We start from the raw sequence: 22,471 nt of genomic DNA, 5'->3' as shown, positions 1-22,471 counted from the left end.
GACCTAGTCGCCCAGCACCTCGCTGATCGCGCCAAACAGGTTCTCAGCGCGGATGGGCTTGGCGATGTGGCGGTCCGCGCCGGCCTGCGCGCTGGCGTCCCGATCCTCAGGCCCGGCATTGGCCGAGACGACGATGATCGGCAGGCGCTGGCCAGGGGCCTCGGCGGCCCGGATCGCCCGGATGGCCTCGAAGCCATCCATGACCGGCATGCGCAGATCCATCAGCACCAAATCAAAAGCGCTTTCGCCCAGGGCGGCGACGGCTTCTGCGCCATTCTCCACGCTGACAACCTCGACGTCGGCGGCGTGAAGCATCAGCTCGACCACCCGCCGGTTGGTCGGATTGTCGTCGGCGAGCAGCACCCGCAGTCCGGCCTCGGCGCTGACCGCCTGCGCGGAGGCGCGGGGGGCAGGGGTGGGGCCCAGCTCGTATTGCAACAGCCCTGCGACAAGGCTCTCCAGGCGGGCGCCGGAGGCGAACAGCTCGGCCAGGATCGCCCGTTGCGGCTCATTCAGGGGCGTGGCCTCCAGAGCCTGGGCCAGGCCCATGACGCCATTTAGCGGGGTGCGGAATTCATGGCTCATATCGGCGAGAAACTCGCTCTTGGCCCGACTGGCGGCGGCCTCCCGCAGCAGGGCCTGGGCCAGCTCATCGGACTGGCGCTTCATTTCGGTGATGTCCACCCGCAGGCCGATCAGCCCGCCATCGGCGGTGCGGCGATCTTCGATCATCAGCCATCGGCCATCCGACAGTCGCTGCTCAAGCCGTTCGCCGGAGGGTTGCGCCATCTTGGCGAGGCGCTCGGCGAGCCAGGCTTCCTCGCGGCCAGCCGCTTCGGGATAGTCGCCCCGGGCGACTCCGATCCGCAGGGTCTCAGACAGCCGCCGTCCGGAGGCGAACAGGTCTGCAGAACGATGATAGATTTCGGCGTAGCGCTGGTTCCAGAGGATGTAGCGTCCCTCGGCGTCCAGGAAGACGACGCCCTCCGGGAAGGCGTCGATGGCCGCTTTCAGCCGGGCCTCGGCGGCCTCGCCTTCCGCCTCGCGCTTCGTCAGCGCCCCGCCGCCGATCCACCGATCCAGCGCCCGGACCACGGCGCGCCCGACCGCGCCGACCCCCACCCCTGACATACGCTACTCCAACACCCCTGAGGTGCAGGAAATGGACCCCACAGGTGTTGCGAAAGTCCTGCCAGGCGCGTCACAAACCGGACGTCTGGGCGATTGTGCAACCTGTGGGCGTCACAATCCTGTGGGCGCCGAAGCCTGAGGCTCTGTTCGCAAATCGCTGCTTCGGGACTATGAGGCGTCCATGACCATCACCACCCTTGGCTTGGACGCCGACGACACCCTTTGGCACAACGAGACCATCTTCCGCCTGACCCAGGCGAGGCTGTTCGATCTGTTGTCCGACATAGCCGACACCGACACCCTGGGCGCCCGCCTGGCGGAGGTCGAGCATCGCAACCTGCGGCTCTATGGCTATGGGGTGAAGGGCTTCACTCTCTCGATGATCGAGACCGCCATGGAGCTGACCGGCGGCGAGGCGCCGCCGCATATCGTGCGCGAGATCCTGGCGGCCGGTCGGGCCATGCTGACCGAGCCGGTGGAGCCGCTGCCCGGGGTGGATGACGCCTTGGCCCTCCTGTCGGAGCGCTATCGCCTGGTGCTGATCACCAAGGGCGACCTGCTGCACCAGGAACAGAAGCTGGCCGCCTCGGGTCTGGGCGACCTGTTCGTGGCCGTCGAGATCGTCAGTGAGAAGGACGCCTCGACCTATGAGCGGGTGTTCGCCCGCTACGGGACCGGGGCCGCCCAGGGCGCGATGGTGGGCAACTCCCTGCGCTCAGACGTGCTGCCGGCCCTGGAGGCCGGCGCCTGGGCCGCCCACGTCCCCTATCCCGTGACCTGGGCCCATGAGATGGCCGAGACCCCCAAGGGCCATCCCCGGTTCGCGGAACTGGCCAGCATTTCGGAGCTGCCGGCCTGGCTGGAAAAGGTGAGCTGAAGGCCCTCCCGTGTCACACACGACGGCCGCCGCGCGTCCTTGTCACATCATGAGGGAGGCGCGGGATGTTGCGACGATGGGAAAGGATCTTGGGGGGCTTTTTGGGTCTGGGCCTCGGGGCGAACGGGCTCTTTATGCTGGGAGCGCCCTTCGATTGGTATGAGGCTGTGCCCGGGGTTGTGAAGACTGGGCCATTCAATGGCCACTTCGTGCGCGACATCGGCGCGGCCTATCTGGTTTGCGCCGTCGCGCTGGCGGTCTCTGTCTGGAAACCAAGCAAGGCTTGGCCGGCCCTACTGGCCGCCGGAGGGTTCCTGAGCCTGCATGCAGGCATACATCTGTTGGACACCATCTGCGGCCGCGCCAGCCTTGGCGATCTCGCCCGCGACCTTCCCGGTGTGTTCCTGCCGGCGCTCCTGACGGTCGGGCTTGGCCTGCGCGCGGCGAGGGAGGCCTGAATGCTGAAGGCAATTCTGGCACGGCAGCTCGACCGTTTCGAGCAGGCCTGGTCCTATGATGCGAGCTACCTACGTCGGTTGCTGGCGGCCAATCCTGTGAGTGTCCTGAAGTTCAGTCTGGTGAGCGGAATGGCGCCAAGGCGCGCCGCGCCGCTTGGCGCCGTAGCGGCGGCGGAAATCGTCGCCACCCTCTCCGAGGATTGCGGCCCCTGTGTCCAGATCGTTGTCGACAGGGCCGTGGCCGCAGGGCTGGCGCCAGATATGCTCCGCGCCATTCTCGACGGGAATCTGGAGGCCATGGGAGAGGAGGCGGCGATCGCCTGGCGGTTTGCGCGGGCGACCTTGGATCGAGACCTCGAAGCGGCTGACCGTCATCGGGACGACATTGTGCGCCAGTGGGGAGAGCGCGGCCTCGCCGCCATTGCGCTCTCTCTGACCGCCGCCAGGCTCTATCCGACGCTGAAATATGCGCTCGGATACGGAAGGACTTGCACGCAGGTGGTCGTCAGCGGCGAACCGCTGGTCCTGACGCCGAGGGGGGGCGACCTGTAATGACGACCTCCGATCTCGCCGCCTTCGAGGCGGCGCGTCCGCGGCTCCAGCGGCTCGCCTACCGTATGCTGGGCTCGGTGACCGAGGCGGAGGACGTGGTGCAGGACGCCTGGATCCGCTGGAGCCAGACCGGGGGCAAGGTCGAGGACCCCGCCGCCTGGTTGGTGCGCACGACGAGCCGGCTCTGCATTGACCGCCTGCGGGCGGCCAAGGTGCGCCGCGAGGCCTATCGTGGCCCCTGGCTACCTGAGCCGCTGATCGAAGACCTGAACGAAGATCCCCTTGAGCGAGCCGAGGACGTCTCGGTGGCCTTCCTCCTGGCGCTGGAGCGCCTGTCGCCGCTGGAGCGGGCGGTCTTCCTGCTGCACGGGGTATTTGACGAAGACTACGCGGCCGTCGCCCGAGCGCTCGGCCGCAGTGAGGCGGCGGTGCGCCAGCTGGCGAGCCGGGCGCAGGCGCATCTGAAGGCGGCGAAGCCGCGCTTCGCCGTCGACCAGGCCGCCGCCACGCGTCTCGCCAGCGCCTTCATGGGGGCTGCGGAACGGGGCGACATAGCCGGCCTGCGCGGTCTCCTGGCCGAGGACGCCGTGATGATCACGGATGGCGGCGGAAAGCGCAGCGCCGCCCTACGACCGCTCGTGGGCGCGGCGGACATTGTCGCGATGATCCAGGGGCTGGCCTGGCGAGGCCGCGCCTGGCCCATTTCGACCGAGGGGTCGCTGAGCTACCGTGCCGTCCGCATCAACGGCCTTCCGGGTCTCGTCCTGGAGCCGGATGATGGCCCCATGACCATCGCGTTCCAACCTGACGAGGCAGGGCGGCTTGCCGCCATTTATATCACCCGCAATCCCGAAAAGCTGGCGCACCTCAGCCGCTGAAGGGTGACGGAGGCTGGACCCTGGCGCATATGTCGGGGGTGAAGATCGACGAACGCTTCCTCGACGAGATCAAGGCCCGCCTGCGCCCCTCCGACGTGATCGGGCGCACGGTGAAGCTGCGCAAGCAGGGCCGGGAGTTCGTGGGGCTCTCCCCCTTCACCAAGGAACGCAGTCCGTCCTTCTTCGTCAACGACGACAAGGGCCAGTTCTTCGATTTCTCGTCCGGCAAGAACGGCGACCTGATCACCTTCCTGCAGGAGACCGAGCGGCTGACCTTCATGGAGGCGGTCGAGCGGCTGGCCGCCGAGGCGGGCGTGCCCATGCCGGCCCCCGATCCCCAGTCGGCCGAGCGCGACCGGGTGCGCCAGGGCCTGGCCGAGTGGTTGGAGCAGGCCGGGGCCTGGTTCCAGGCCGAGCTGCGCCGGCCGGTCGGCCGGGACGCCCGGGACTATCTGGAAGGCCGCGGCCTGCCGGAGACGGAATGGGCGCGGTTTGGCATCGGCTACGCGCCGGGCGGCCGCACCGCGCTGAAGGACTATCTGGTGGCCAAGGGCGCTCGGCCTGGCGAGCTGGTGGAGGCCGGCCTGCTGATCGCGCCGGAGGACGGCGGGGCGCCCTATGACCGGTTCCGCGACCGCATCATGTTCCCCATCGCCGACGGGCGAGGCCGCATCGTCTCGTTTGGCGGCCGGGCCATGGATCCCAAGGCTCGCGCCAAGTACCTGAACGGGCCGGAGACCTCGGTCTTCCACAAGGGCCATGTGCTCTATGGCATGGGCGAGGCGCGCAAGATCCTCGGCGCCGCGCCCTCCGGCGAGAGCCCGGCGCTGGTGGTGGTCGAGGGCTATATGGACGCCATCGCCTGTCATCGGGCCGGGGTGGCGGCCGTGGCGCCCATGGGCACAGCGCTGACGGAGGAGCAGATGGAGATGCTCTGGCGGCTGCATCCTGAGCCGACTCTCTGTTTCGACGGCGACCGGGCCGGTCAGCAGGCCGCCTCCCGGGCCATGGACCGCGCCCTGCCGATCCTCAAGCCCGGCAAAAGCTTCCAGTTCTCCCTGGTGGAGGGGGGCAAGGATCCCGACGACGTGCTGCGCGAGCAGGGGGCCGTCGCCCTGCGCCAGCAGCTGGCCAACACCACGCCCTTCGTCCAGGCCCTGTTCGACCGCGAACGTGATCTGGAGCCCCTGGACACTCCGGAGCGGCGGGCCGGCTTGAAGGGGCGACTGCGGCAGGCCGCGGCGTCCATCGCCGACGCTGATCTTCAGCAGGCTTACCGGCAGGACTTGCTGGAGCGCTATGACGGCATCTTCCGCAAGGCTGACGCCGGACCAGGCGCCCGCCCGCCATGGCGCCCCTCCGGCGCGCGGCAGGGACGCTGGAAGGGCCCAGGCGCCTGGGAAACCCCGCAGCCGCCCACCGCCCGGGGCAAGGCCGCAGCGGGCCAACTGGCCACCGGGCTGGAGGCGACGCCGGCCGCCCTGGCCGCCTTTGCGCTGGCATATCCGGCCGTTCTCGACACCCATCTGGAGGACGCCTTCGCCACCGATGGCTTCGGTGAGCCGGCGCTTTGCGAATTGGTGAAGGAAATCATTCGCCTGCGGCTGGAGTCCGACCACCTTGACTCAGCGACCCTGACGCGCCATCTCGCATTATGCGGGTTTAATACGCTGCTGACAGACATCGACCGGGCCGCCGCGAAATCGGGCGCGCCCTTTTTGAAACAGGATGTCTCCCTCGAAGCCGCGAATTCGCAGTGGTCGCAAGCCTTCGCCCGCCTCTCACGGCTGGCGTCGCTCGACAAGGCGCTCGACGCCTCGAAGGGAAACCTTCGGGGACGTTCGGACATGGAAGCCTTCGAGCGACTCAAGGGGGAACGTGACGCACTCAGACGCGCGACCAGAGAGTGGAACGATTGAAGCCGGTTTCGGGTCGTACTTGATACGGCCGTTCCGGCCCCTGTTAGTCATAATCGGCCCGTTCCTTGCATGAGGCGACGGACCGAACCGGAGAATTCGATGAGCACCAATACGGCCGAAGCGGAAACGACCGAAGCCCAGACCAGCGATGGTCCGCTGCTCGACCTGACGGACGCCGCGGTCAAGAAGTTCATCAAGCAGGCCAAGACCCGCGGCTACGTCACGATGGACGAGCTGAATAAGGTCCTGCCGTCCGAGGAGGTGACCTCCGAGGCGATCGAAGACACGCTCGCCATGCTTTCGGAGATGGGCGTCAACGTCGTCGAGGCCGAAGAGGACGCCGAGGGCGGCGAGGTTGCGGTCCGCGAGGAAACCGCCGTCGTCGAGACGACGAAAGAGCCGGCCTATGACCGCACCGATGACCCCGTGCGCATGTATCTGCGCGAGATGGGGTCGGTGGAGCTGTTGTCGCGCGAAGGCGAGATCGCCATCGCCAAGCGCATTGAGGCCGGCCGCGACACCATGATCCGCGGTCTGTGCGAGAGCGCGCTGACCTTCGAAGCCATCATGGTCTGGCGCGAGGAGCTGGCCTCGGGCCGCATCCTGCTGCGCGAGGTCATCGACCTTGAACAGACCTATGGCGGCCAGAATACCGGGACCGAGGAGGAGACCGCCGAGGTCAAGCCCCCCGGCGAGCCTGCGCCTGGGGAGGCCAAGGCCGAAGGCGAGGGCGACGACGACGACGACGATTTCGACGACGGCGCCGGCCCCACCATCAGCGCCATGGAGGCCGAGCTGCGGGACGGGGTCATGGAGACCCTCGACGCCATCGCCTCTGAGTTCGACGCCTTCCGTCGACTGCAGGAAAAGCTGGTCGCCAAGAAGCTGGCCGGTGAAGACCTGGGCGACGCCGACCGCAAGGCCTTCGAGGCCGCGACCATGGTCATCGTCCAGCACCTGAAGACGCTGAAGCTCAACAACAACCGCATCGAGGCCCTGGTTGAGCAGCTCTATGCGATCAACAAGCGCCTGATGGGGCTGGAAGGCCGCCTGCTGCGTCTGGCCGATTCCTACGGCATCAGCCGGTTGGAGTTCCTGAAGGCCTATTTCGGCGCCGAGCTCGATCCCAACTGGTCGGACAAGGTCAAGGAACTGGGGGTCCGCTGGACCAAGTTCGCCGAGAACGACGCCGGGCAGATCAACGATATCCGCACCGAGGTCGCCGCGCTGGCCACCGAGACCGGCGTGGCCATCGACGACTATCGCCGCATCGTCCAGACGGTTCAGAAGGGCGAACGCGAGGCCCGTCAGGCCAAGAAGGAAATGGTCGAGGCCAATCTGCGCCTCGTGATCTCCATCGCCAAAAAATACACCAACCGCGGCCTGCAGTTCCTGGACCTGATCCAGGAGGGCAATATCGGCCTGATGAAGGCGGTCGATAAGTTCGAGTACCGCCGCGGCTACAAGTTCTCCACCTACGCCACCTGGTGGATCCGGCAGGCGATCACCCGCTCGATCGCCGACCAGGCCCGGACCATCCGCATCCCGGTGCACATGATCGAGACGATCAACAAGATCGTCCGTACCTCGCGCCAGATGCTGCACGAGATCGGCCGCGAGCCGACCCCGGAGGAACTGGCCGAGAAGCTGGCCATGCCGCTGGAAAAGGTCCGCAAGGTCCTGAAGATCGCCAAGGAGCCGATCAGCCTCGAGACCCCGATCGGCGACGAGGAAGACAGCCATCTGGGCGACTTCATCGAAGACAAGAACGCGATCCTGCCCATCGATGCGGCCATTCAGTCGAACCTGCGGGAGACCACCACGCGGGTGCTCGCCTCGCTGACCCCGCGGGAAGAGCGGGTTCTGCGCATGCGGTTCGGCATCGGCATGAACACCGACCACACCCTGGAAGAGGTTGGACAGCAGTTCAGCGTCACCCGCGAACGGATCCGCCAGATCGAGGCCAAGGCGCTTCGCAAGCTCAAGCACCCCTCGCGGTCGCGAAAGCTGCGCAGCTTCCTCGACAGCTAAGACCTCAAGACCCCGCCGGAAACGGCGGGGTTTTTCGTGGTCGGCGTCTTACCCCCCTAGGGCGTGGGCGTCCGACGTCGCCCGCCGCGCCCGGAAGGCTTCCTCCACCGACGGCATGACCAGCCAGCTGATGTCTTCGCCGACGGATTCCAGCTCCTTGGCGGTGCTGGAGGAGACGTGCAGGAACTGGGCGTCGCAGATGAAGTGGACCATGGGGATGGTCGGGTCGAGCCGCTCGGCCAGGCCGTGCAGGTTGAATTCCTCGTGGAAGTTGGTGGCCTCGCGCAGGCCGCGCACGATGTGGGTGGCGCCGATGGCCCGGGCGTAGCGGACCAGGCTCTGGCGGGCATATTCGCCGACCTCCAGGGACTGGTCGAGGATCGCGCCGGCCTCGGGCCACAGGTCGAGCACTGAACGGCGGATAAGCTCGGTGCTCTGTTCGACGCTGAAGGCCCGCTGTTTGCGGACATTGGTGCCCACGGCGACATGGACGGCGTCGAAGGTGGTCAGCGCCTTGCGGATGATGTCGAGATGGCCCCGGGTCACGGGATCGAACGACCCGGCATAGAGCGCCTTGGTCCGGTGGGCCTTGTGCATCTGCATCTCAAACACCTGTGGGTCTGAGATGCAGCCTCCGTCGCCGACGCGCCAGGCGCAAGGGGCGTCGCGCTGTCATCGGCTACGGCTAGGGGTCAGCGGCGTTCCTGCAGGCGCAGAAGGGCGTCCCACATGTCCTGGGCCGCGCCGATGGTGGCGAGGTTGGCCTTGAACTGGTGCTTGGCCGTGATCTGCTCGACGGCCTCCTGTTCATAGCTGGTGGTCGAGCCTTCGACGCCCATGGTGGCGGTGCGCTGGGCGGAGGCTTCGAAGCGGCGGCTGGCGGCGAGCATGCCGTAGCTGGCGGTGGCGATCGGGTCCATGGGCGGGTTCTCCTGCGCCCACAGACTGCAGCCTTGCGGTTAAGGTCCCGCTTTCAAGGATGGTGAACGCGGGTTTTTCACCGCCAGCCGTAGTTGAAGCTGATGCTGATCCGGGGCGTCCTGGCGGCGTTGGCCGGCACCTCGTGGCGCAACCAGCTTTCCCACATCAGGATCGTGCCGGGTTGCGGCTGCAGATAGACGAAGGCGCGCTCGGCCTCTGGCGCGTCGGCCAGGCGAGGCGGCGCGGCCATCATCAGGGGGAGGCGGGGATCCTCCAGCTTCAGCGCGCTGGCGCCGGGCGGTGTGCGCACATAGATCGTGCCCGACAACACGCTGTGGGGGTGGATGTGACCGCTGTGGCCGGCGCCGGGCTTCAGCAGATTGACCCACAGGCTGTCGAGCTTCAGCCGCCGGGCGCCGAGGTCGAGGTTCAGGGCCTGGGCATAGGTCTTGGCGTGACGGTCGAGCCTTGTCTTGAGCAGGCCGAACACTGTCGCCCGCTGGGGCAGGTCATCCAGGGACGCGTAGGAGGTATAGCCCCCATAGGCGTTGGCCTTGCACCAGGCCCGGCCGGCGCCGTCCTCGGCGGCCAGCATCTCGACGGCTTCCTCAAGCTCGGCGTTGAAATCGTCAAAGCCCGGCTCCTGGGCGAGGCTGGACTCATAGATCTGGGTGACGAAGAGGGGGCGCAGGCTCATGATGGGCCCATAGCCCAGCCAGACGAGCAGGGGAAGGCGCGCCTGAAACACGCCGCATTTCCAAGGCTTATGGGCGGTGGAGGATTACGCGCCATGACTCGACTGACCATTCTGGCCGCCCTGGCGGCCCTGAGCTTCGCCGGCGCCGCCCACGCCCAGGAGCGGAGCCGGGACTATCTCACGCCGACGACCACAGAGGTCTGTCTGGACGTCGGCGGCGCGACCCTGCCCGTCGTGTGCAAGGTGCCCGCCAGCCGCCTGGACAAGCGCGAGGACATCTGCAGCTGCCCGCAAGGCATGCGGACCAAGGTCGCCGTCTGCGCGCCGGGTCAGGCCGCGCCAGGGGAGACCGTGTCGCTCAACGCCGCGCGCCGGGAAGCCGCCCGCGATGGCAGCCTGATCGGCGACCTGTTCCAGGGCAAGCCGATCTGCGTCGCCCCCCGGGGCTGATGGGCGCCGCCTGGGCGGCTCAGCCGCCCAGGGCGCCGTAGACCATCTTCTGAAAGACGGGCAGGGCCGCGCGGCCGCCCATGCGCTGGCCCGTGGCCAGTTGCGCTGCGGCCTCCGGCCCAAGCGGCATGGAGTTCTGGATCAGGTAGATCAGGACCATGTCGGCCTGGGGATCGGCCTGCCACCAGGTGCCAAAGGCGCCGGGCCAGCCAAAGGCGCCGTCGTGTCCGGCCCCCATCCAGGCCTGCTTCACCGGATCGGTGATCACTGAGACGCCCAGACCGAAACCCTGGCCCAGCCAGAAGGGAATTCCCATGAAGGGGATCGCCTTCTGCGCCTCGGTCAGGCGGTCGGCGGTCATCATTTCCAGGGTCTGGGGCTTCAGCAGTCGCACGCCGTCGACCTCCCCCTGGCCCAGCATCAGGCGGGCGAACGTCAGATAGTCGTCGGCGGTCGAGACCAGCCCGCCGCCGCCCGCGGCGAAGACCGGCGGCGCCTGATGGTAGGGGAAGGCGACCTCCTCCATCACATCGGTCTCGGGGTTGATCCGGTAGAGACCCGCCGCCCGGTCCAGCTTCTCCGGCGGCACGTGGAAGGCGGTGTCGGTCATGGAGAGCGGCCCGAAGACGCGATCCTGCAGCACCTGATCCAGGGGCTTGCCCTCGATGCGGGCGACAATGAAGCCCAGGACATCGGTGGCGTGGCTGTAGTGGAACCGCGCGCCGGGCTGGTAGCTGAGCGGCAGCCCGCCTAAGCGCTTCATCCACTCGTCCGGGGTCAATGGGGTGCCGAGGGCCGGGCCAAGGGCCTTTTCATGGGCCTGGGCGATGGGCCCCATGGAGGTGAAGCCATAGGCCAGACCCGCCCGGTGGGTCATCAGGTCTTCGATGGTGATGTCGCGGGTCGCCGGCGTCGTCTGGTCCAGGGGGCCGTCGGCGGCATTGAGCACCTGCATGTCGGCGAATTCCGGGGCCCAGTGGGTGATCGGATCGTCCAGCTTCAGCCGGCCTTGCTCCAGCAGCATGAGGGCGGCGACCGAGGTGATCGGCTTGGTCATTGAAGCGATGCGGAAGATGGTGTCCCGGGTCATGGGCTTGTCGCCCGCAACGTCCCGCCGCCCCACCGTATTCACCTGGACCACCTCGCCTCGGCGCCAGACCAGGGTCACGAAGCCCGACAGGTCGCCGGCCTCGACCACGCCCTGCAAGGCCGGACCGATCGCCTCAAGGCCGCTTGCGGAGAATTCGCCATCCATCGGTGTCATCCGTTCGTACAGTGGTTCATGTGGTGCGCTGGCCGCCATAGCGCTGGGCCATCGGGCCCGCGTCAAGCCGAACCAAGGAGTCCCCTGACCATGACCTTGCCGCCCCTGCGTCAGGCTCTGGCGTTCGCCGCCCTCGCCCTGGCCCTGAGCGCCTGTTCGCCGCTGACCGCCTTCGCCAACCTGACGCCGACCGACCGCGCCCAACAGGCCGGCCAGGGCCTGGCCTATGGCGAGGCGCCCCGTCAGCGACTGGATCTCTACGCCCCCCCGCAGGGCGCAAAGGGCGCGCCGGTGGCGGTGTTCTTTTATGGCGGGACCTGGGAGGCCGGCCGGCGGCAGGACTATGGTTGGGTCGGCCGGGCCCTGGCGGCCGAGGGCTTCCTGGCGCTCGCGCCGGACTACCGGCTCTATCCGGAGGTCGCCTATCCGAGCTTTCTGGAGGACGGCGCCCTAGCCGTCGCCTGGGCCGTGGAGAACGCCGCGCGCTATGGGGGCGATCCCAGCCAGATTGTGCTGATCGGCCATTCGGCCGGCGCCTATAATGCGGTGATGCTGGGTCTGGATCGCCGCTATCTGCAGGCGGCCGGCGTCGATCCGTCCCGCATCCGGGCGGTGGCCGGTCTGGCCGGACCCTATGATTTCTTGCCGCTGGAGGGTGCGACGGTTCAAGCGGTGTTCGGCGGTGCGGGCGACCTTGGCGCCACCCAGCCGATCAATCAGGTGACCGCGCAGGCGCCGCCGGCCTTCCTGGCCACCGGCGATGACGACAGCGTCGTCCTGCCGCGCAACGCCGCAGCCCTGGCCGCAGCCCTGCGCGCCGAGGGTGTCGCCGTCGAGACCAGGGTCTACCCAGATCTCGGCCACGCCGGCATCCTGCTGGCGCTCTCCAGGCCGCTTCGGGGGCGGGCGCCTGTGCTGGAGGACCTGAGCGCCTTCCTCCGGCGCCATACCGAGCCCGGGGTTGGGACGCGCGACGCCGCTGCGCCGCGCCAGGGGACACGATCCCTTACGCAGTAAAGGACTGGCGGGCGCTTCCCTAGGGTCAGTCTATTGCAACGCGGCAATTGAACCGCGGAGCCGGAATGCGTATATGCCTCTTCCCCATCAGCCTTCGGGTTGGCGGATTTGTCAGTTTTCGTGAACGCAAGGACGCGGTCCGCCCATGCTGGTCACCCTCATGAAGGCCAAGCTTCACCGAGCTACGGTGACTCAGGCTGACCTGGACTATGAAGGCTCCATCGCCATCGACCGTGACCTGCTGGACGCCTCTGGCATCCTGCCGCACGAGCAGGTCGATGTGCTCAACATCACGACCGGCGCCCGCTTCACCACCTACGCTATCGAAGCCCCCCGGGGTTCCCGAGTGATCGGCGTGAACGGCGCGGCCGCTCGCCTGGTTCAGAAGGGCGACAAGGTCATCGTGGTGACCTACGGCATGCTGCCGGCCGAAGAGGCCCGCAACTATGCCCCCACGGTCGTGCTGCTCGGCGATGGCAACGAGATGAAGCAGGCCGCCTGATGGCCCGCTGGCGCGCCATCCTCAGCCTGGCCGCCACCGCCCTCCTTGCCGCCGCCTGCGCGCCCACGGCTCCGGACGGGATCGACACCGCCGTCCTGGACCGGGAGATCGGCCAGCGGATTGGCGATCCCTCCACCTGCGTGCTCCTGGCCGAGCCAAGCTCTGGGAAGATTGTCTACCGCTACGGGTCAAACACCGTCTGCGCGCGGTCCTATCCTGGCTGCCAGGACCAGCCAAACCGGACAGTCGAAGACCTCCTGAAAAGCCTCGATCCGGCGGCTGTAGGCGTGGCGACCAGCTGTCCCACCGCCGCTGACGGCTCCCGAAGCGTCGGCTGGGCCGCCGGCCCCGTGCCGGGCCGCGATCTGGTCTATGCCGCGGTGATGGAGGGCCAGCGCGCGCTGCCGGGCATGATCATCACCGATCGGCTGGCCAGCGCGTTCTCTGCGGGCATGGAATAGGCCTCCGCTCAGGACGAGCGAAGGCCCATGTCGCTCTATCGGGTCAGTTCGTAGAGGCCCGAAATATCCACCCGCACCGTCATCTCGCCGCCGGACACCGGGGTGGAGTCCTTCATGCTCTCACTGCGGGCCATGGCCATGTAGGGCATGGGCGGCTGAGGAGCCGAGTAGGTCGTGCCTTCGCTCAGGGTCACCAGACGTCCAACCCGGTAGCCGGTCGCCTGGGCGTAGAGCTGGGCCTTGGCCTGAAGGTCGCGCACGGCGGCCTGACGCGCCTGATTCTCGGCCTGGCTCCGGTCGTTCAGACCAAAGCTGATGCTGTTGATCTGATTTGCGCCGGCATTGACCGTGGCGTCCACCGCCGCCCCGAGACGGGCCAGGTTACGGACCTTCACCGTCACCTGGTTGCTCGCCTGATAGCCACGAAGACGGGGCGGCTGATTTTCCACATAGTCGTACTGGGCATTCAGATTGAGGTTCGAGGTCTGGATGTCGCGGCCCTCGATCCCGGCGCGGTTCAGGGCGGCCATCACCTGGCTCATCTGCTGGGCGTTGGCCTGCATGGCGGCCTGGGCGGTGGGGGCCTCGGTCTGGACGCCGAGATTGATGGTCGCCATGTCCGGCGCCACATCGACCTCGCCGACGCCCGACAGGTTGAGCGTGGTGGCGCGGAACATGGAGTCCGCCGCCGGCGCGGCCGGGGCGGGGGCCGAAGGGGTCTGGGCCAGGGCGGCCGGCGCCAGGGCCGCGAGGCTCAGGCTGAGCACGCCAGCGCGCATGAGGGTCTTCATGTAAATCTCCAGTCCGATTGAAACTTGACCTTAGGCCACTGCGGAAAGCGCCGCGACAGCCTTCACGTTCCACCCTGACAAGCTGAACCTGAACCGGAGCTTTAAGCGGCGTGCAGCCCATGCTAACCGCAGGCCCTCCGCTGATGGGGCCTGTAGCTCAATGGTTAGAGCCGGCCGCTCATAACGGTCTGGTTGCAGGTTCGAGTCCTGCCGGGCCCACCAGCGGAGTGTTTCGCGGGGTTTGCCTCTAGCCCGTAGCGACATGGTAAATAGCTGATTAAAAAGCGTTTTTACTATTTTGCGCACATTCTCTGGCTCAATCGGTTTCACCCGCATGCGGATCACCTGTTGGTACGCCTCGGGCTTGATACCAACAGATCGCCGCGCGATACCAACAACATGCCCCTATCAGACACCCAGCTACGCAGCCTCAAGCCCGAATCGAAGCCCCGTAAACTCAGTGATTTCGAGGGCTTATTCCTGTTGGTGAACCCCAGCGGGTCACGCCTGTGGCGCTTCAGTTATCGGTTCGGTGGGAAGCAAAAGCTACTGGCCCTCGGGGCCTATCCGGCCGTGTCTCTGCGAGAGGCGCGCAGAGCAAAGGATGACGCCCGTGAGCTGCTCGCCAAGGGCATGGATCCTGCTCACGAGCGCAAAGTCGCAAAAGCCCGGAAGAGGATGGCGGCCGCAAACACCTTCGAGGCGGTGGCCAATGAGTGGTTTGACGCCCGCAAGGATGGATGGGTGCCCAGCTATTCAGATCGGCTGAAGGCGCGCCTGGACGCCGATTTGATCCCCTATCTGGGGCGTCGGCCCATCGCTGAGATTGAGCCCGTCGAGTTGCTCTCGACGATCCGCAGCATTGAGGGCCGAGGTGCGCCAGAAATGGCTCGCAGGGTGCTGCAGATGGCCAGCGCGATCTTCCGATACGGCGTCGCCTTGGGGGTGTGCCCCAGGGATCCCGCCGCCGATCTCCGCGGCGCCTTGAAGAGCGCACCGCCGGCCAAACGGCGCTCCGCCATCCTCCCGAAGGACCTTCCGCAGTTCATGCAAGACCTCGCCGTCTACAACGGCGCGGCGCAGACGAAGCTCGCCCTCGAGCTGTTGATCCACACCTTCGTCCGCACGTCCGAGGTCCGCTTCGCGCGCTGGTCCGAGTTCGAAGACCTGGAAGGAGAGGTGGCGCTTTGGCGAATTCCTGCGTCGCGCATGAAGATGCGCCGTGACCACCTGGTGCCCCTGACGCCGCAGGTGGTCAAAATCCTGGCCGAGATCAAGGAAGCAGCTGGCCGTTCCGAACTACTGTTCCCGGCCCCGACCCGCAGCGGCGTGATCTCCGAGAACACGATGATCTATGCGATCTATCGCATGGGCTACCATGGGCGCGCGACCGTGCACGGTTTCCGCTCTACGGCTTCCACCGTGCTCAATGAACAGGAGTTCAATCGCGACTGGATCGAGCTCCAACTCGCCCACGCCGAGGGCGACATCCGCTCCGTCTACAATGCCGCCGAATGGCTTAGCGGGCGCCGCACCATGATGCGCTGGTGGTCAGATCACCTGGATGAGGTGACGAAGGTGAAGCCGGAGGCTGCATCGGAGTAGGCGCGGCGGGCTTGAGCAGTCCCATTGTGCCGAGGTCGCAGAGGGCTCGTCGCTGACGTTCGCAACGTCCGCTCCGGAGAGCCCGACAACCTGGAAGACGCCGACCAGTGCGGTGCCGAGGGCATCGAGATTGTGCAGGGCCATTCCCGGAGGCCGGGCCGGACAGTTGGGGCTGCGACGGTCGGTGGCGTGGCGCAGCGCGGAGATCACGGTCGTGGTCCCACCAGCCAAGCGCGCCGCCGACTAGCGCCACCTTGCTCTCGGCTACGATCAGCTGAACAATCGGGGTCGAATCGGATGCTCGGGGGAGGTCAAACGCAGCTGACCCCAGTGTGCTGGGAGCTCGCCATCGATGGCCACGCCGGCCCACCCCAAGATCTATCACATCACGCATGTGACTAATCTGGCGGGCATCATTGCCAACGGCGGATTGCGCAGCGACGCGCTGATGGTCGCGGCGGGCGGTCCCACGCAAACAATCGGCATGTCGTCGATTAAAAGCCGCAGACTGTCGCTGCCGGTGCGCTGTCATCAGGGCGATACGGTCGGTCAATACGTCCCGTTCTATTTTTGTTCTCGATCCGTCATGCTATATCTGCTACACAAGGGCAACCACCCTGAGGTCGACTACAAGGGCGGCCAGACGCCAATCGTCCACTTGGAAGCCGACCTGGGCGAAGCCGTTGCGTGGGCGCAGGCGAACGGTCGCCGCTGGGCCTTCACCCTGTCCAACGCCGGCGCGTATTACGCCGAGTTCCGCGACGACCTTGCGGCGCTAGGGGAGGTTCGTTGGGAGGCGGTGGCATCGACCCAGTGGTCGGCGCCGGACGTTCGAGAAGGAAAGCAGGCTGAATTTCTGATGCGCGACGATTTTCCGTGGGAGCTATTTTCACGTGTCGGCGTGCAGACGATGCCGATGAAGTTGCAGGTGGACGCGATCCTGGCCAATGCGGCGCACAAGCCGAAGGTCGATCTTGTCCCCGGCTGGTACTACTAGGAGGAGGGTGCCATGATTACTTTCACGACAGGCGACATCCTCAAGTCCAATGCCGAAGCGCTAGTGAACACCGTCAACTGTGTCGGCATCATGGGGCGCGGGATCGCGCTCCAGTTCAAGAACGCGTTCGCCGATAATTTCGAGGCCTATGCACGGGGCTGCGAGGGTGACGAAGTCCAGCCTGGCCGTATGTTCGTGTTCGAACGCCATCGGCTGGACAACCCGAGGTTCATCATCAATTTCCCGACCAAGCGCCATTGGCGCGGCAAAAGCCGCATCCAGGATATTGATGCGGGCCTGATCGACCTGGTGCGGGTGATCAAGGCGCGCAACATCCGCTCGATCGCCATCCCGCCTTTAGGGAGCGGCCTCGGCGGGCTCAATTGGAAGGACGTCCGGCCAAGGATCGAAGCAGCGATGGCCGCGCTTCCTGACGTCGATGTCATCATCTTCGAGCCTGGCGGCGCGCCGACAGCGCAAGAGATGGTCTCTTCGAGCGTGGTTCCGAAGATGACGCCAGGGCGCGCGGCCCTCGTCGTGCTGATCAACCGGTATCTGAGCGGCTTGCTCGATCCCTTCGTGACCCTGCTTGAACTCCACAAGCTGATGTACTTCATGCAGGAGGCGGGTGAGGGGCTCCGGCTGGACTACGCGAAGGCGCCCTACGGACCCTACGCCCAGAACCTGCGGCATGTCCTACGCGCGGTCGAAGGTCACCTGATCTCGGGCTACGCCGATGGCGGCGACGCTCCGGACAAGCAACTGGAGTTGGTGCCAGGTGCGGTGCGCGACGCCGAAGACCTTCTCGACCAGCGCGCCGCGACCCGCGAACGCTTCGATCGCGTCGGGAAGTTGGTCTCGGGTTTCGAGTCCCCATTCGGACTAGAGTTGCTCGCCACGGTCCATTGGGTGGCGTCGCGCGGTGGTGCGACGACGCCGGAGGAGGCCGTAGCCCAGACCTATGCCTGGGGCGAACGAAAGCACCGCTTCACCCCGGAGCAGATTGGCCTCGCCTATGAAGTCCTGCAGCGGCAGGGGTGGCTCGATCGCGCTAGCGCGGCTTGACCGCGGTGCACGAGCTCACGCTCAAGGCCAAGCAGGATCACATCGAAAAGGTGGTCCGAACCTCAGATCCGCTGCGCGGAATCTCGGAGCTGGTCTGGAACGGGTTCGACGCCCAGGCGACACGGGTCGATGTGGATTTACGTCGCAACGCGCTGGGCTCCATCGACGAAATCATCGTGACCGACAACGGATCGGGGATCACCGCTGAGCGCGCCGACTGCGATTTCGGACAGTTGGGGGAATCCTGGAAGCGGCACGCCCGGTCGAGCGGTCGGTCGCTGCACGGCAAGGAAGGGCGGGGGCGCCTGCGCTTCTTCTCGATCGCCGATCGCTGCCGGTGGAGCACCCGTTATGACGTCGGTGAGGGGCTCCAGGGCCTCACTATAGAAATTCGCGCGGAGGCCCTTGAGCGGTCGGCGATCAGCGAGCCCGAAGCCGCGACCGGACACACCGGTACGACGGTCTCGCTTCATCCCCTGAAGGGCTCTCAGGACTGGCTGGGCACCCTCGACGCCCGCCAGCAGTTCGTCACGGTGTTCGCGCAGTTCCTGCGGCTCTACCCTGACCTTGAACTTTGGTATGACGGAGAGCGGGTTGATCCTGCCGCCGCCATCGCATCGACCAACTCGTTCGAGCTTCCCGCGATCATCGGTCCGACCCAGACGATCCGCGGGTTGAAGGTCGATATCGTCGAATGGTCGACAACCATGGAAAGCCGCAAAATTCACTTTTGCGGAGAAAATGGCGTGGTGCTGGGCTCGCAGCCGGCGCGGGTACAGGCGCCCGACTTCTCATTTTCGGTCTACGCCACGTCGGACTTCTTCGTCGCGCTCGCGGCCGACAACGTGCTTGAGCTCGATGACCTAACGGACAAAAATTTCGCGCGTGTCCTCGAGGCGATCCGCGATCCCGTCCAAGAGCACTTCCGGCAGCGCACCCACGAGCGGGCGCAGGGGCTGATCCAGGACCTAAAGGACGCGGGGGCCTATCCGTACGACGGCGATCCCACAGACGACATCCAGCGGCGCGAACGGGACGTCTTCGACATGGCGACCTACGCGGTCTCCAACTACTCGAGGGAGTTCCGCAAGGCGGATAATTCGCTGAAGCGGATGACGCTGGCGCTGTTGCGTGAAGCGCTGCGACACAACCCGGACTCCCTGACCCAGATCCTCCGCGCCGTTGTGGACCTGCCGAAGGACAAGCAAAATCAGTTCTCATCGCTCTTAGAGCGAACGGAACTTTCCAACATTATCTCCGCGTCGAGCCTGATCGCCGACCGCGTGGCGTTCCTGCAAACCCTTGAACAGGCGGTGTTCGATCCGGCTTGGCGGAAGGTGCTCAAGGAACGGGGCGGGCTAGACGCCTTGGTCCGCGACAACACCTGGATCTTCGGCGAAGAATTCCACATCGCCCTACACGAGGTCGGGCTGACCCGCGTGATGGAGCGGGTGGCGACGGAGCAAGGCGTCAAGGCACCTGGCAAGGTCACCAAGTCAGACGGTCGTGCGGCTCGGCTTGACGAATTTCTCGGCCGAAGCATTCCTGGACCGCACGCGGACCGGCACGAGTACCTGGTCGTCGAATTGAAGCGGCCGTCGGTGCGGGCCGATCGCAAGGTGCTGAATCAAATCACCGACTATGCCCTCGCCCTGTCGTCGCAGCCGGCCTTCGCGCACACGGACACCCGATGGACCTTCTTCCTGGTCGTCGGGGAATACGATGACACGGTCAAACAGAGCATCACGCAAGACGGCCGAGAAGTGGGTATTGCTGTCAAGCAGCCGAATTACACCGTGTGGGTCAAGTGCTGGAGCGAGATCATCCGCGACTGCAACGCTTGCCTTCAGTACATCCAAGATCGGTTGAAGGTGCAGGTGTCGGACGAGGAGATCAACACACGGCTGCGGCAGCTGCAATCAAGCTTCGGTCGGTCTGTCACAGACTCGGACTGACGGGGGCCGGCATCACGGCGAAGACCGGCGCCAGCCCCAGCGCCGACGGGGAGGGGAATCTGGCCGGCAATTCGGCATTCTTGAAGGCGGAACCGACCCTGGCATGGCTCGGGCAGTTCGAGCCGGAGGACCAGCCGGTGGCGGTGGCGATACTGCGCGCCATGATGCTGGTCTCGCGCGACGCGTTCGCTGAGGGCCTCCGGAAGCTTTTGCTCGAACGCTTGGCTAAGGGAGGCGAGCCGATCGGCCTCTACGTCGAACGTGAGCTGCGACACCGCCACGGCGTTCCGTTCCGCTTATTCAAGGAGACCACGACCAAGGTGCGCCGCGCGTATGGCGTCGGGCCACGGCCGGTGGAGCCGACGCAATCCTATGACGCCGATGTGGGCAGCGAAGGGTTGGTGGCGCAGCTTGTCTCGGAAATTTGCCGGGCAGACCCGAAGAAGGTGTTCAATCACCCCGGGCCGGACGCGATCCGCAAACACAGGATCCGGCGCTTCGTGTTGGTCTCCGACTTCATCGGCTCGGGCCGGCGCGCGCAAACCTATCTGCAATCGGCTTGGCGGGTTCGGTCCGTCAGAAGCTGGTGGTCAGGCCGAGCCACCAAGGGACTCGCATTCGAGGTGGTCGCGTACGCGGCGACCAGACGGGGACGCTCTGTTGTCGAGCGACATCCGTCTCGCCCGTCCGTCCACGTGGTGGTCGGCTGCCCAACGCTGGACTCCGCATTCTCGACGGCGGATGCAAGGAAGCTGTGCTTCAAATACTCGCCCGTACCGCCAAGCGTGATGCCCCCGATGGGTTACTGCGGGGGCGGAGCCCTGATTGCCTTCGCTCATGGCGTTCCCAACAACGCCCCTCTGATCCTGCATAAGCGGGGACCAGGTTGGGCGCCGCTCTTCCCAGCGCGCGTGACATCGGCGACGCGCGCCCAATTCAGCGACGCCTCAGATGCCGACACTGTCCGGGCCCATCTGCTCGACATGCGACAGACGCGGCTCGCCACGGCGGGCACCGTCGCCGGCGCCAAGCCCCATGCGCAGACGATGCTCCTCGTTCTGGCGGCGTTGAGCCGGCCTCCGCGCGAAGCCGAGACGATCTCCCGCAAGACCGGCTTGACGGTCCTGGAGGTCGAGGCAGCGCTGAAGAAGGCGCTTAAGAACGAATGGGTCGACGGCGAAAATCGCCTGACGGATCTCGGCCATGCGGAGCTGAACCAGGCGCGCAAGTGCCCAGATGCGGCGCCGCTTCCACCTGAAGCGCCGCCGTTCTACTATCCCTCCTCGTTGAGGGTGCCGCGCGGAGTGTCTAGTTGATGCCGGCCGAGAGGTCGGTGCCAGCCGGGCGGCCACCGTGCCGTTCGTCTGTGGGCCGCAGAATCTGCGTGTCTCAGGAAAAGCGAGCGCTAGAAGCTAAGGCAGATCACGGAGTGCCGCCTGCGGCGGTTCGCGGCGATGTCTTGCTTCACTCCGTGATCTGTCTCACCCCCTGGGTGTCAAAGTAGATGGCCGCGTGGCGTCCTCAACTCTACGAGCGGCAGGGGAACGCCGCGGGTGTTGACCCGGTCGTCCTCACAAACGCGATCGCGACGGCGGACCTGCTGACGACGCCGGCGTTGCCCCCGGTGTTCACCCTGGCCCATCTCGCCCAGCAGGCGGGCGTCGACTATGGCGCGCTGCGGAAAGTGGCCGGGCGTTCCCCCAACGAGGGCTATCGAGTTTTCAGGATCCGCAAGCGGCCGGCGCATGATGGCGAGCGGCGATACCGCCATATCGCTGTGCCGTCGGCGAACCTGATGAAGGTGCAGCGCTGGATCACCCAGGCCATCCTCAGCAAAGCCGCAGCGCATTCGGCGAGCGTGGCCTTTTCAAAGGGCGACACCCTTGTGGCCGCCGCCGCTCCCCATTGCGGCGCAAAGTGGCTGATCAAGATGGACGTCCGCAACTTCTTCGAGTCCATCAACGAAATCGCCGCCTATCGGGTGTTCCGCTCTCTGGGCTACCAGCCGCTCATCTCGCTTGAAATGGCGCGCATTTGCACTCGGCTCGCGGGCTTCAGCGTACGCCGATCAACGGACCGCTGGCGTGTGAAGTTCTGGCGGGGCAGGGGCTGGCGTTGGTCGGAAATCGAGGCCTACCAAGTCTATCGCGCCGCGTGGGAGCCCAAGCTCGGACATCTTCCGCAGGGCGCGCCCACGAGCCCGATGCTCGCAAATCTCGTAATGCGGGACTTCGACGCGAAGGCGACGGAGATCGCCCGCAGCTATGGAATGACCTATACTCGGTACGCCGACGACCTTTCGTTTTCCACCAGGGGTGCCTTCTCCAAAGCCGAGTGCAGCCGTCTTGTAAGCAAAATCTACAGGCTGATGGGTCGCGTGGGGCTCTCGCCGAACGTGACGAAGACGCGGATTTCGCCACCAGGCGCGCGAAAGATCGTCCTGGGCCTGTTGGTTGACGGGCCCGCGCCCCGTCTCAGCCGCGAGTTCCGCGCGTTGATGCGGCTTCATCTGCACTATCTGCAAAAGAAGGAGGTCGGTCCTGCCGCCCACGCCAGGGTGCGCGGCTTCGTCTCGGTGGCGGGTTTTAGAAACCACCTTCAAGGCCTTGCGACCTACGCGAGGCAGATTGATCCTCCCTCGTTTTGGTGGACACCCATGCTAGCTTTTCGGAGCTAGAGAGGAGTGTCAGATGAGTGGTACTGACCTGCCCCCCGCCGCTCCCTCGATCATTGTGAGAGCCCAGGGGGTTGATAGTTGATCTCCAGCGTCGGCGGTAGCGGCCGGCCGGTGGAGCTGATCAAGTTGCGCAGCCGGCCGGCCGCGGGGTTCAGCCGCACGGCTTCCGGCGTAAGGCCGCCATGCGCCGAGTGCGGCCTGACGTGGTTGTAGTCGAGCCTCC

22 protein-coding genes and 1 tRNA gene are annotated in these 22,471 nt (G+C 66.2%); 17 read left to right on the top strand and 6 right to left on the bottom strand.

What is annotated here, in order from left to right:
• Positions 1 to 3: 3 nt before the first annotated feature.
• Complete coding sequence (locus Q8K84_RS01940) at positions 4 to 1,131, bottom strand: response regulator (protein ID WP_305280084.1); 1,128 nt, start codon at positions 1,129 to 1,131, stop codon at positions 4 to 6.
• Positions 1,132 to 1,312: 181 nt separating this feature from the next.
• On the opposite strand from Q8K84_RS01940, the gene Q8K84_RS01935 reads away from it, so the two are divergent.
• The 6 genes from Q8K84_RS01935 to rpoD all read left to right on the top strand — a co-directional run bounded on the left by Q8K84_RS01935 (position 1,313) and on the right by rpoD (position 7,846).
• Positions 1,313 to 2,008 (top strand): HAD family hydrolase, encoded by a 696-nt coding sequence (locus tag Q8K84_RS01935; protein WP_305280082.1) that lies wholly within the window; start codon positions 1,313 to 1,315, stop codon positions 2,006 to 2,008.
• A 134-nt stretch (positions 2,009 to 2,142) separates the two neighbouring features.
• Positions 2,143 to 2,466 (top strand): hypothetical protein, encoded by a 324-nt coding sequence (locus Q8K84_RS01930; RefSeq protein WP_305280080.1) that lies wholly within the window; start codon positions 2,143 to 2,145, stop codon positions 2,464 to 2,466.
• Positions 2,467 to 3,018, top strand: coding sequence for a hypothetical protein (locus Q8K84_RS01925; RefSeq protein WP_305280077.1), 552 nt, complete (start codon positions 2,467 to 2,469; stop codon positions 3,016 to 3,018).
• Positions 3,018 to 3,896, top strand: a complete 879-nt coding sequence (gene sigJ, locus Q8K84_RS01920) for an RNA polymerase sigma factor SigJ (protein ID WP_305280075.1) — start codon at positions 3,018 to 3,020, stop codon at positions 3,894 to 3,896. Before Q8K84_RS01925 ends, sigJ begins: the two co-directional genes overlap by 1 nt.
• A 38-nt stretch (positions 3,897 to 3,934) precedes the next feature.
• Entirely contained in the window at positions 3,935 to 5,815 is a 1,881-nt protein-coding gene (dnaG, locus tag Q8K84_RS01915; protein WP_305280444.1) for a DNA primase, read from the top strand.
• 99 nt (positions 5,816 to 5,914) lie between these two features.
• On the top strand, positions 5,915 to 7,846 hold the full coding sequence (rpoD, locus tag Q8K84_RS01910) for an RNA polymerase sigma factor RpoD (protein ID WP_305280072.1): 1,932 nt from the start codon (positions 5,915 to 5,917) through the stop codon (positions 7,844 to 7,846).
• A gap of 48 nt (positions 7,847 to 7,894) precedes the next feature.
• Here rpoD and coaD read toward each other — a convergent pair whose 3' ends face one another.
• The 3 genes from coaD to Q8K84_RS01895 form a co-directional block, all read right to left on the bottom strand.
• Positions 7,895 to 8,449: a pantetheine-phosphate adenylyltransferase gene (coaD, locus tag Q8K84_RS01905; RefSeq protein WP_305280070.1), complete on the bottom strand. Its 555-nt coding sequence runs from the start codon at positions 8,447 to 8,449 to the stop codon at positions 7,895 to 7,897.
• An 89-nt stretch (positions 8,450 to 8,538) separates the two neighbouring features.
• Positions 8,539 to 8,766, bottom strand: coding sequence for a flagellar basal body rod C-terminal domain-containing protein (locus Q8K84_RS01900; RefSeq protein WP_304712380.1), 228 nt, complete (start codon positions 8,764 to 8,766; stop codon positions 8,539 to 8,541).
• Between the two features lie 77 nt (positions 8,767 to 8,843).
• Positions 8,844 to 9,464 (bottom strand): TIGR02466 family protein, encoded by a 621-nt coding sequence (locus Q8K84_RS01895; RefSeq protein WP_305280442.1) that lies wholly within the window; start codon positions 9,462 to 9,464, stop codon positions 8,844 to 8,846.
• Between the two features lie 93 nt (positions 9,465 to 9,557).
• Between Q8K84_RS01895 and Q8K84_RS01890 the strand changes: the two genes are divergently transcribed.
• Entirely contained in the window at positions 9,558 to 9,914 is a 357-nt protein-coding gene (locus tag Q8K84_RS01890) for a hypothetical protein (protein WP_305280066.1), read from the top strand.
• A gap of 19 nt (positions 9,915 to 9,933) precedes the next feature.
• Here the strand turns inward: Q8K84_RS01890 and Q8K84_RS01885 are convergent, their stop codons facing one another.
• Positions 9,934 to 11,169, bottom strand: a complete 1,236-nt coding sequence (locus tag Q8K84_RS01885) for a serine hydrolase (protein ID WP_305280064.1) — start codon at positions 11,167 to 11,169, stop codon at positions 9,934 to 9,936.
• Between the two features lie 99 nt (positions 11,170 to 11,268).
• On the opposite strand from Q8K84_RS01885, the gene Q8K84_RS01880 reads away from it, so the two are divergent.
• The 3 genes from Q8K84_RS01880 (at position 11,269) to Q8K84_RS01870 (ending at position 13,158) form a co-directional block, all read left to right on the top strand.
• Positions 11,269 to 12,195 carry an alpha/beta hydrolase gene (locus Q8K84_RS01880; protein WP_305280062.1) on the top strand — a complete coding sequence of 309 codons (927 nt, stop codon included), beginning with the start codon at positions 11,269 to 11,271 and terminating at the stop codon, positions 12,193 to 12,195.
• Between the two features lie 145 nt (positions 12,196 to 12,340).
• Positions 12,341 to 12,697, top strand: a complete 357-nt coding sequence (panD, locus tag Q8K84_RS01875) for an aspartate 1-decarboxylase (protein WP_305280059.1) — start codon at positions 12,341 to 12,343, stop codon at positions 12,695 to 12,697.
• Positions 12,697 to 13,158: a hypothetical protein gene (locus Q8K84_RS01870; protein WP_305280057.1), complete on the top strand. Its 462-nt coding sequence runs from the start codon at positions 12,697 to 12,699 to the stop codon at positions 13,156 to 13,158. Before panD ends, Q8K84_RS01870 begins: the two co-directional genes overlap by 1 nt.
• Positions 13,159 to 13,193: 35 nt before the next feature.
• Here the strand turns inward: Q8K84_RS01870 and Q8K84_RS01865 are convergent, their stop codons facing one another.
• The gene (locus tag Q8K84_RS01865) at positions 13,194 to 13,949 is read right to left on the bottom strand and encodes an SIMPL domain-containing protein (RefSeq protein WP_305280055.1); all 756 of its coding nucleotides are present in this window, start codon (positions 13,947 to 13,949) and stop codon (positions 13,194 to 13,196) included.
• Positions 13,950 to 14,095: 146 nt separating this feature from the next.
• On the opposite strand from Q8K84_RS01865, the gene Q8K84_RS01860 reads away from it, so the two are divergent.
• From Q8K84_RS01860 to Q8K84_RS01830, 7 genes are all read left to right on the top strand, one after another.
• Positions 14,096 to 14,171: transfer RNA gene (locus tag Q8K84_RS01860), tRNA-Ile, on the top strand.
• Positions 14,172 to 14,297: 126 nt separating this feature from the next.
• Positions 14,298 to 15,554 (top strand): integrase arm-type DNA-binding domain-containing protein, encoded by a 1,257-nt coding sequence (locus Q8K84_RS01855; protein WP_305280053.1) that lies wholly within the window; start codon positions 14,298 to 14,300, stop codon positions 15,552 to 15,554.
• 352 nt (positions 15,555 to 15,906) lie between these two features.
• A complete protein-coding gene (locus Q8K84_RS01850) occupies positions 15,907 to 16,551 on the top strand; it encodes a DUF4433 domain-containing protein (protein ID WP_305280051.1) in 645 nt (214 codons plus the stop codon).
• A gap of 12 nt (positions 16,552 to 16,563) precedes the next feature.
• Positions 16,564 to 17,616 carry a macro domain-containing protein gene (locus Q8K84_RS01845; protein WP_305280049.1) on the top strand — a complete coding sequence of 351 codons (1,053 nt, stop codon included), beginning with the start codon at positions 16,564 to 16,566 and terminating at the stop codon, positions 17,614 to 17,616.
• Between the two features lie 5 nt (positions 17,617 to 17,621).
• Positions 17,622 to 19,571, top strand: coding sequence for an ATP-binding protein (locus Q8K84_RS01840; protein ID WP_305280440.1), 1,950 nt, complete (start codon positions 17,622 to 17,624; stop codon positions 19,569 to 19,571).
• Positions 19,572 to 19,651: 80 nt separating this feature from the next.
• The gene (locus tag Q8K84_RS01835; RefSeq protein ID WP_305280046.1) at positions 19,652 to 20,887 is read left to right on the top strand and encodes a hypothetical protein; all 1,236 of its coding nucleotides are present in this window, start codon (positions 19,652 to 19,654) and stop codon (positions 20,885 to 20,887) included.
• A gap of 188 nt (positions 20,888 to 21,075) precedes the next feature.
• Positions 21,076 to 22,248 carry a reverse transcriptase family protein gene (locus Q8K84_RS01830; RefSeq protein ID WP_305280043.1) on the top strand — a complete coding sequence of 391 codons (1,173 nt, stop codon included), beginning with the start codon at positions 21,076 to 21,078 and terminating at the stop codon, positions 22,246 to 22,248.
• Positions 22,249 to 22,471 lie beyond the last annotated feature (223 nt).

Source organism: Phenylobacterium sp. (assembly GCF_030679875.1).
GTDB lineage: Bacteria > Pseudomonadota > Alphaproteobacteria > Caulobacterales > Caulobacteraceae > Phenylobacterium.
Note: the sequence above shows the minus strand (reverse complement) of the source record. Positions and strands in the feature narration are given on the sequence as shown.